The organism is Streptomyces javensis (assembly GCF_039525925.1).
Lineage (GTDB): Bacteria > Actinomycetota > Actinomycetes > Streptomycetales > Streptomycetaceae > Streptomyces > Streptomyces asiaticus.
Map to the genome: position 1 here is coordinate 140,653 of NZ_BAAAIF010000018.1, position 6,000 is coordinate 146,652.

Genomic DNA, 6,000 nt, shown 5'->3' on the forward strand with positions numbered 1-6,000 from the left:
GGGGTGTCAGTCCCAGCTGGTCAGGGCGGCGGCAACGAGGCGGCGCAGCTCGGCCTTGCCCATGGAGCGGACGCGGTGGTGGAAGTACCGCTTGCCGCGGGCTCCGCCGGGGGTGCCGTAGCGGTGGAATCCGGCGGCCCGGTTCTTGAGGATCACGCCGGGGCTGCGGGGCTTGCGACGGGACACTGGGGGCCTTCCTGCTCGGTGGGTGCTGCGGTTTCGACACTAGCCTTAAACCCAATACGTAAGCAACGGGTTCTAACTGGTGGGGTGAGCGGATTACCTGGGCGTGGCCCGGCCTACGCTGGAAGCCCCGCAGGAGGTTCGTGTGCCGCCCTTCGACCTGCCCGTCCCACTCGCCCTGGCCCGTGCCGTCGACACCGTGCCGACCGCGCCGGGCTGGATGCTCGAGCCGAAGTGGGACGGCTGGAGATGCGCGATCCACGCTGGCGCCGGGCGAGTGTGGAGCCGCCACGGCACCGATCTGTCCCGCGGGTTCTCCGATGTCGGCGCCGCCGCGGCGGCCCTGCCGGACGCAGTGCTCGACGGCGAGCTCGTCGCGGTGCTCGCCGACGGCAGCGGCGTGGCCTTCGACCGCCTACAATCCCGCGCCGGCGGCCGCGGCCCGCGGCGCGGCGCCGACTTCACCGTCCACGTCGCTGTCTTCGACGTCCTGGCCATCGGGGACACCGACTGGCGGCCCCACCCCTACGCCGAGCGCCGGGCCGAGCTGGTGCACCTGCTCGACGGCGGGCCGGCCACCCTGCGCCCCGTCCCGGCCACCGCAGACGTCCCCGAGGCGCTGGAGTGGGTCGGTGCGCTCGCCGGTGTGGAGGGCCTGGTGTGTAAGCGGGCAGACGGGCGGTACGCCGAGGGCCTGCGCTCGGGCTGGCTGAAGTGGCGCCAGCGCCATACGACCGAGGCCGTGGTGATCGGGGTGACCGGTACGACACCGGCGACGCAGGCCCTCGTCTTGGGCCGGCCACGCTCCGGGCGGATGCGCGCCGTTGGCGTGACTCTTCCCCTGGGGGACCGGCTGCGCCAGGCCGTGGCGCCGCTGCTGCGGGCGGCCAGCGATGAGATGCGCGAGCTTCCCGGCACCGTGGGCGGACTGCCCGGCGCGGACCCCGTGCCCTACCTGCCGGTGGTGCCCGAGGTGGTGGTGGAGATCGAGGTGGACCAGGAGCGGCTGGAGTTCGGCCGCTACCGGCACCGCCCGCGCGTCCGGCGCATCCGCGGGGACCTGACACCCGAGCTGGTCGACGAGATGCCGTTACGCAGAGGACTCGCCCCCTCCCGGCCGGGAGGCCGTGGCGCCATCAGGCTCGGCGGCCGCGCCGGGGCCGGGTCGCGGACAGGTGGCCGGCCAGCCAGGGCGGGCACGGCTCCGGTACGGCGTCGTGAAGGAGCGTGTACGCACCCTCGGCAGCGATACTGCCCGCCACGGGTACGTACGAGCGGGTGCAGCGCACCTCCACATGCCAGGCAAGCGGCCGGGGCGGCTGGGTCGGGCAGCGCCTTGCCGGGCGCTGAAAGTAGAGCTGCTGCCCGCCACCCGGAGTCCTGACGGTGTACGTCGTCACCGGCATGCGCTGCTGATGCTCCTCGAGGAGCATCGCCAGCACGTCACTGCCGTCGTGCACGCCGGGAAGCCGGTACGGCTGCGGCGGCTGCTCGCCGCGGGCTGGCAGCAGGTCCAGGACCACCAGCCCCGAGGCACACGGCGCCAAGCCCACGTTGTACGGCCCGGTGTCCCAGCAGAGCTCGATCCGCCGGGCATCGGTTGTGGCCCGCTCCGCCCAGTCGCGCACCGCCGGCTCGGTGGTGCCGGGGCGCAGCGGGAAGACTCGCCAGCCGCGCTCCGCCGCGGCGAGCGCGACGGCCTTCATCCCCTGCTGCCGGGCCCCGAGTCCAGCCGTCGTCCGCTCTGCGGCGGTCGTCTGCGTCCCCGTTCGCCTGGTCACAGGGCGATCGCTTCCTGAACGCCCTCGTCGTCGTCCCGCTGCTGCCCGGTGTCGTGGGGTGGCGCGGGGTCCCATTCGATATGGGAGTCGCGCCAGCCCATCTGTCGCATCTCGTCGAAGGTCTGCCCGCAGCGCCACAGCTGGCCGGCCATGACGGAGGTGATCGTGCCGTCCGGGTGGAGGGTGCAGTCCTGTGGCCGTCGTCCCGGTGAGTGGATGCGGAAATCCCTCGGTTCGCTGGGGAGTTGGACCGGTTCGTGTGCAGGATGCGGTTTCAGCTCCGGGGTCGTGGTCTTGTGGCAGAGGGGGCAGGTGCACGCGCGCACGCTCACGCGGGGCTCCCTTCCTGCTGCTCTCGGATCACGCCATCGGGCTTCTGCCCGAACACCGTGTCCCCGGACAGGGAGCAGCCGTCGCACCCGGCTCCGAGCATGGGCAGGGTGCCGGGCCCCTGGTGAGGACGCGGTTTGCGCTTGGGCGGCTGGGTGAGTGCGGCGCGTACGGCCTTCGTCAGGGCGTCGAAGTCGGCGTTGTCGTCGTCCAGGACTACGCCCGGGCCAGGTGCGCCGGGCCGCCGGGCCTCCTCGATGACGGAGACGATGGTGGTGGACGGGTTGAACGGAATGCCCCGGGCGTGCTCGACCTCGGCGTATAGGGCGGCCAGCCGGGGTCGACGGGCGACGGCGAGGAGCAGGTCGCGGCGGCTACTGAACACGCAGGCCGAGCAGGAGCAACGGGTGCTGCCTGCCCAGTCCCCGGCACCGGGCGCCGAGTCGTAGGCCCAGTGGTGGGGCCAGCCCTCGGCGTCGCTCCACTCCTTGACGAAGGCGGTGGAGTCGCCGTGTGCGGGCAACCACTCATCGACGATCCGGTGGGAGTTGTCGGTGGTGCGCTGCAGCACGGGCCGCTTGCGGCGGTCCGGGCTCTCGTCCGCCCGCAACCCCAGGACGTTGAGCATCCTGGCCGGCCTGCCGTTCGCCTTCTTGAAGTCGCGGGCGGCCTGGCTGAACGCGCCGAAGATGAGCTTGGTCTTCCAGTCACCGGTGCAGAACCGGGCGCGTCCGAGCCAGGGCCAGTCCCCTCGTTCGGCGATAAAGGTGAGCAGGTCGTACGGGACGGCGTCACGGTGGCGGCGCAGCTCGAGATGGCGCCCGGGCGGGACGCCGAGCAACCGGGAGTGCGCGGCGGCAAGTTCGCCGACGCTCGGGTAGCGCACGCCGTCGACGGTGCACGCGGGCCACTCCATCGGTCCCAACGAGGCGTGGACGGTCCACAGCCGGTCCTCGACGCCGGCCTGGCGGGCGGCTTCCCGTGCTTTGACGGCGGCCCGCAGTCCGTCCTTGCCGCCCGACAGATTCAGGATCACGAAGTCCTGCTGCGCCACCAGCTCCACCGCGTCGAAATCGGTGGAGCCGGTGGCGAACAGGTCGAGTTGGGCGGTCATACGGTGTCCGGGTCGCCGAGACGGGTGTCCCACGCGTCACCGGGGAGGTCCTTGAGCCAGCGCGCCAGGCAGTCCCGGGCGAAGCCCGCGTCCACGCCCTGCTCCCCCATCTCCGACCAAAACTCGACGAGGTTCCCGGCCTGGGTGAGCAGGGCGCTCGCCACGCGCTTCTTCTTCTCGTTGACCCCCAGCTGGGGCGTGTCGATGACCTGCGGGACGCTTCCCCGGCCGTCGGGGTCGGGGACCACTTGGTCCAGGGTGGGCGGGGGCAAGGTGTTGGTGGGCATGCAGCGCTCCGTTCGGTCAGCGGGTGAGGGGCGACGGCGCGAGATGGAGGACCTCTCCGGGTCGCAGGGGGCGGCCGGTCTCCAGCAGGTGCTGCACCGAGGCGGGCGTGGTCCAGTCGTAGGCGGACCAGTCGGCGGCCAGGGTGGTGTCGCAGCCGCAGCCGCACCTGTAGGGGGCGACGAGGAGGAGGTCTGTGGCCGGGCGGATGTCGCAGGGGTCCCAGGGGAAGCCGTCGGTGAGCTTGACGAGGGGGCAGTCGGCGGTCGTCCAGTTGGCCGTATGGCAGGCGGCGCAGTCGCAGGAGGCGTCGACCGGTTGGGGTGTGGCCCAGTACGGGTCGGTGAAGTGCTGCGCGGAGACCAGGTCGCCGATGCCGGGCCTGTCGAAGTCGGGGAAGTCGGCGAGGACGGTGTCGCCCAGGCGGACTTCGTCGGCGCGGACCACCCGGGCCCGGGCGAGGTCCGCCGCCTGAACAGCGGCGTAGTCCTCGCCCGTGGGCCGGGGCGAGATGGCCACTCGGTACGGGATGCCGTTCACTCGGCGTCCTCCGTCAGGTGGCGCAGGTCGATGGCCCAGCCGACGTGGCCTGTGGGGCGCCGGGTGGTCATGTTGATGACGCCGGGCATGAAGGCGTCCCGCGCGGGGCGCCAGTCGTGGAGCCGGTGGGCGTGCAGGACCTCGATCAGGGCCAGGGCGAAGGGGCTGTGCGGGGCCTGGGAGCGGTAGACGCTCGTCTCGTGGCCGGGCTTGCCGTCAGGGGCCGGGCTGTAGAGCCGGACCTCCTCGTGGCCGGTGCGCGGGTCGAGGAGCAGCAGGGCCGTCTTGATGGCCTCCGGCTGGGGTAACTCGGTGGCCAGCAGGGCCCGCAGCCGGTCAGCTGCGGGCGCCGCCAGGGGCGTCAGGTCCACGCGCGGACCCCGCTCTCACAGTGGCGGGTCAGCCACTCCCGGCCCTCGCGCGGGTCGAGACCCGCGTTGCCGATCAAGCTGCCGTCGGGAGCGTTGGTCAGCATCAGGAACTTCCCGGCCTTGAGCTGCTCGACCGCGTAGGTGACCGAGTGCTCCAGGCGTTCGGCCGCCATCCACTCCGCTCCGCTGCCCGGCGCGGCGGTGGGTGTCGTCATGATCCTCCCCTTTCGGTCGGGGGTGTCTGCGTCTCCGCACACGCTAGGCGAAACCCAATACGTAAGCAATAGTGTTCTACCGCCTTTTGATCTTGACTCGTGGGGTCGATCAGAGCGTTCATGGAGTTGCCCGAGGAACACCGCGCAGCGCACGCGCCACGGGCACCCAGCAGCACCAGCTGCCCCCGGCCGGGGAGCTCCCACATGCCCAAACCCGAGGAAACGAGGACGAGATGACGACGACGCAGGCTCCGGCCGGACTGACCGCCACGCAGGAGAAGGCGCTGGCCGCCCTGGCCGAACACGGGGGCGCGACGGCGCGGGAGATCGCCGCGTACGCCGGGATCGGGGGCTCGACGGCGGGCAAGGCCCTGACGGTCCTCGAGAGCCACAACCTGGCCTACCGGGAGCACGGCGAGAAGGTCGGCGGGCGCCGCACGGCCGACCGCTGGTACCACCGGCCGGTCGAGGCCGAGCTCGAGGGGCCCGGTGCCGACGAGGCCCCGGTGGAGGCGCCCGCCGACGACGCCACCCCCGATGAGCCGGTCGCCACCGAGACCGCACAGGCCCCGGCCGCCGAGCCGGACGGCGCGCCCGCCGAGGAGGCGACGCCCGCCCCGGTGCAGAAGGCCAAGGCCAGCGCGCGGCTGGCGCGCGGTGGCCTGCGGCAGATGGTCTACGAGTACCTCGAAGCCCACCCCGACGAGGCGGTCACCGCGCCTCGCCTGGCCAAGGCCCTCGGCCGCAGCGCCGGAGCGGTTGCCAACGCCCTGGTCAAGCTCACCGGGCAGGGCCAGGCCGAGCTGATCGGCGAGAGCCCTCGCCGCTACCGCCTGGCCGGGCAGTAACGCCCACCCGGGGCGCCCGCCAACACCCGGCGGGCGCCCCGCCCCACGCTTCAACCACCGAGGAGGCCCCCATGGCGCCTATGCTCGCCAAATCCGCCCGCCGCCACGCCGGACACGAGTGCCGCTTCGCCGGTCGCGGCTGCACCTGCTTCTACTTCCACGGCGCCATGGCCCATCCCCGCCAGCGCGGCAAGCTCCGGGCCCTGCAGCGCCGCCAGGCGCGTGCCGCCGAGGCCCGCGCCTGGCGCGCCGACGCTCGCGCCTGAGCCCGGCCGGTGCGCCGCACAGCGGCAGCGGGGCGGGTGGCCGCCCCCCAGGCAGCCCGCCCCCGCC

Annotated in this window: 10 protein-coding genes and 1 pseudogene; 3 read left to right on the plus strand and 8 right to left on the minus strand. The window is 73.1% G+C overall.

Annotated features, from left to right (window positions below; translation table 11 throughout):
* Positions 1–6: 6 nt before the first annotated feature.
* On the minus strand, positions 7–186 hold the full coding sequence (locus ABD329_RS19050) for a hypothetical protein (RefSeq protein ID WP_198281798.1): 180 nt from the start codon (positions 184–186) through the stop codon (positions 7–9).
* Positions 187–403: 217 nt separating this feature from the next.
* On the opposite strand from ABD329_RS19050, the pseudogene ABD329_RS48250 reads away from it, so the two are divergent.
* A pseudogene (locus ABD329_RS48250) lies at positions 404–886 on the plus strand (ATP-dependent DNA ligase); the annotation flags it as partial.
* A gap of 433 nt (positions 887–1,319) precedes the next feature.
* On the opposite strand, the gene ABD329_RS48255 reads toward ABD329_RS48250, so the two are convergent.
* Genes ABD329_RS48255 through ABD329_RS19085 form a run of 7 tightly spaced genes read right to left on the minus strand, consistent with a single transcriptional unit; the run spans position 1,320 to position 4,819 of the window.
* Positions 1,320–2,039: a bifunctional DNA primase/polymerase gene (locus tag ABD329_RS48255; RefSeq protein WP_425574351.1), complete on the minus strand. Its 720-nt coding sequence runs from the start codon at positions 2,037–2,039 to the stop codon at positions 1,320–1,322.
* Positions 1,961–2,296, minus strand: coding sequence for a hypothetical protein (locus ABD329_RS19060; protein WP_198281796.1), 336 nt, complete (start codon positions 2,294–2,296; stop codon positions 1,961–1,963). The genes ABD329_RS48255 and ABD329_RS19060 overlap by 79 nt, the downstream gene beginning before the upstream one ends.
* Positions 2,293–3,408 (minus strand): adenine nucleotide alpha hydrolase family protein, encoded by a 1,116-nt coding sequence (locus ABD329_RS19065; RefSeq protein WP_198281795.1) that lies wholly within the window; start codon positions 3,406–3,408, stop codon positions 2,293–2,295. Before ABD329_RS19065 ends, ABD329_RS19060 begins: the two co-directional genes overlap by 4 nt.
* Positions 3,405–3,695 carry a hypothetical protein gene (locus ABD329_RS19070; protein WP_344316666.1) on the minus strand — a complete coding sequence of 97 codons (291 nt, stop codon included), beginning with the start codon at positions 3,693–3,695 and terminating at the stop codon, positions 3,405–3,407. Before ABD329_RS19070 ends, ABD329_RS19065 begins: the two co-directional genes overlap by 4 nt.
* A gap of 16 nt (positions 3,696–3,711) precedes the next feature.
* Complete coding sequence (locus tag ABD329_RS19075; protein WP_198281623.1) at positions 3,712–4,233, minus strand: hypothetical protein; 522 nt, start codon at positions 4,231–4,233, stop codon at positions 3,712–3,714.
* A complete protein-coding gene (locus ABD329_RS19080) occupies positions 4,230–4,604 on the minus strand; it encodes a hypothetical protein (protein ID WP_198281624.1) in 375 nt (124 codons plus the stop codon). The genes ABD329_RS19075 and ABD329_RS19080 overlap by 4 nt, the downstream gene beginning before the upstream one ends.
* Positions 4,595–4,819, minus strand: coding sequence for a hypothetical protein (locus ABD329_RS19085; RefSeq protein WP_198281625.1), 225 nt, complete (start codon positions 4,817–4,819; stop codon positions 4,595–4,597). Before ABD329_RS19085 ends, ABD329_RS19080 begins: the two co-directional genes overlap by 10 nt.
* 233 nt (positions 4,820–5,052) lie before the next feature.
* Between ABD329_RS19085 and ABD329_RS19090 the strand changes: the two genes are divergently transcribed.
* Both ABD329_RS19090 and ABD329_RS19095 read left to right on the plus strand, forming a co-directional pair.
* A complete protein-coding gene (locus ABD329_RS19090) occupies positions 5,053–5,667 on the plus strand; it encodes a MarR family transcriptional regulator (RefSeq protein ID WP_198281626.1) in 615 nt (204 codons plus the stop codon).
* A gap of 71 nt (positions 5,668–5,738) precedes the next feature.
* Positions 5,739–5,933 (plus strand): hypothetical protein, encoded by a 195-nt coding sequence (locus ABD329_RS19095; RefSeq protein WP_198281627.1) that lies wholly within the window; start codon positions 5,739–5,741, stop codon positions 5,931–5,933.
* Positions 5,934–6,000 lie beyond the last annotated feature (67 nt).

What these genes read in the sequence shown, in the direction of transcription:
- ABD329_RS19095 (WP_198281627.1), top strand. Translation starts at nt 5,739, where the DNA reads ATGGCGCCTATGCTCGCCAAATCCGCCCGCCGCCACGCCGGACACGAG.
- ABD329_RS19085 (WP_198281625.1), bottom strand. Translation starts at nt 4,819, where the DNA reads ATGACGACACCCACCGCCGCGCCGGGCAGCGGAGCGGAGTGGATGGCG.
- ABD329_RS19070 (WP_344316666.1), bottom strand. Translation starts at nt 3,695, where the DNA reads ATGCCCACCAACACCTTGCCCCCGCCCACCCTGGACCAAGTGGTCCCC.
- ABD329_RS19090 (WP_198281626.1), top strand. Translation starts at nt 5,053, where the DNA reads ATGACGACGACGCAGGCTCCGGCCGGACTGACCGCCACGCAGGAGAAG.
- ABD329_RS19065 (WP_198281795.1), bottom strand. Translation starts at nt 3,408, where the DNA reads ATGACCGCCCAACTCGACCTGTTCGCCACCGGCTCCACCGATTTCGAC.
- ABD329_RS48255 (WP_425574351.1), bottom strand. Translation starts at nt 2,039, where the DNA reads ATGGGACCCCGCGCCACCCCACGACACCGGGCAGCAGCGGGACGACGA.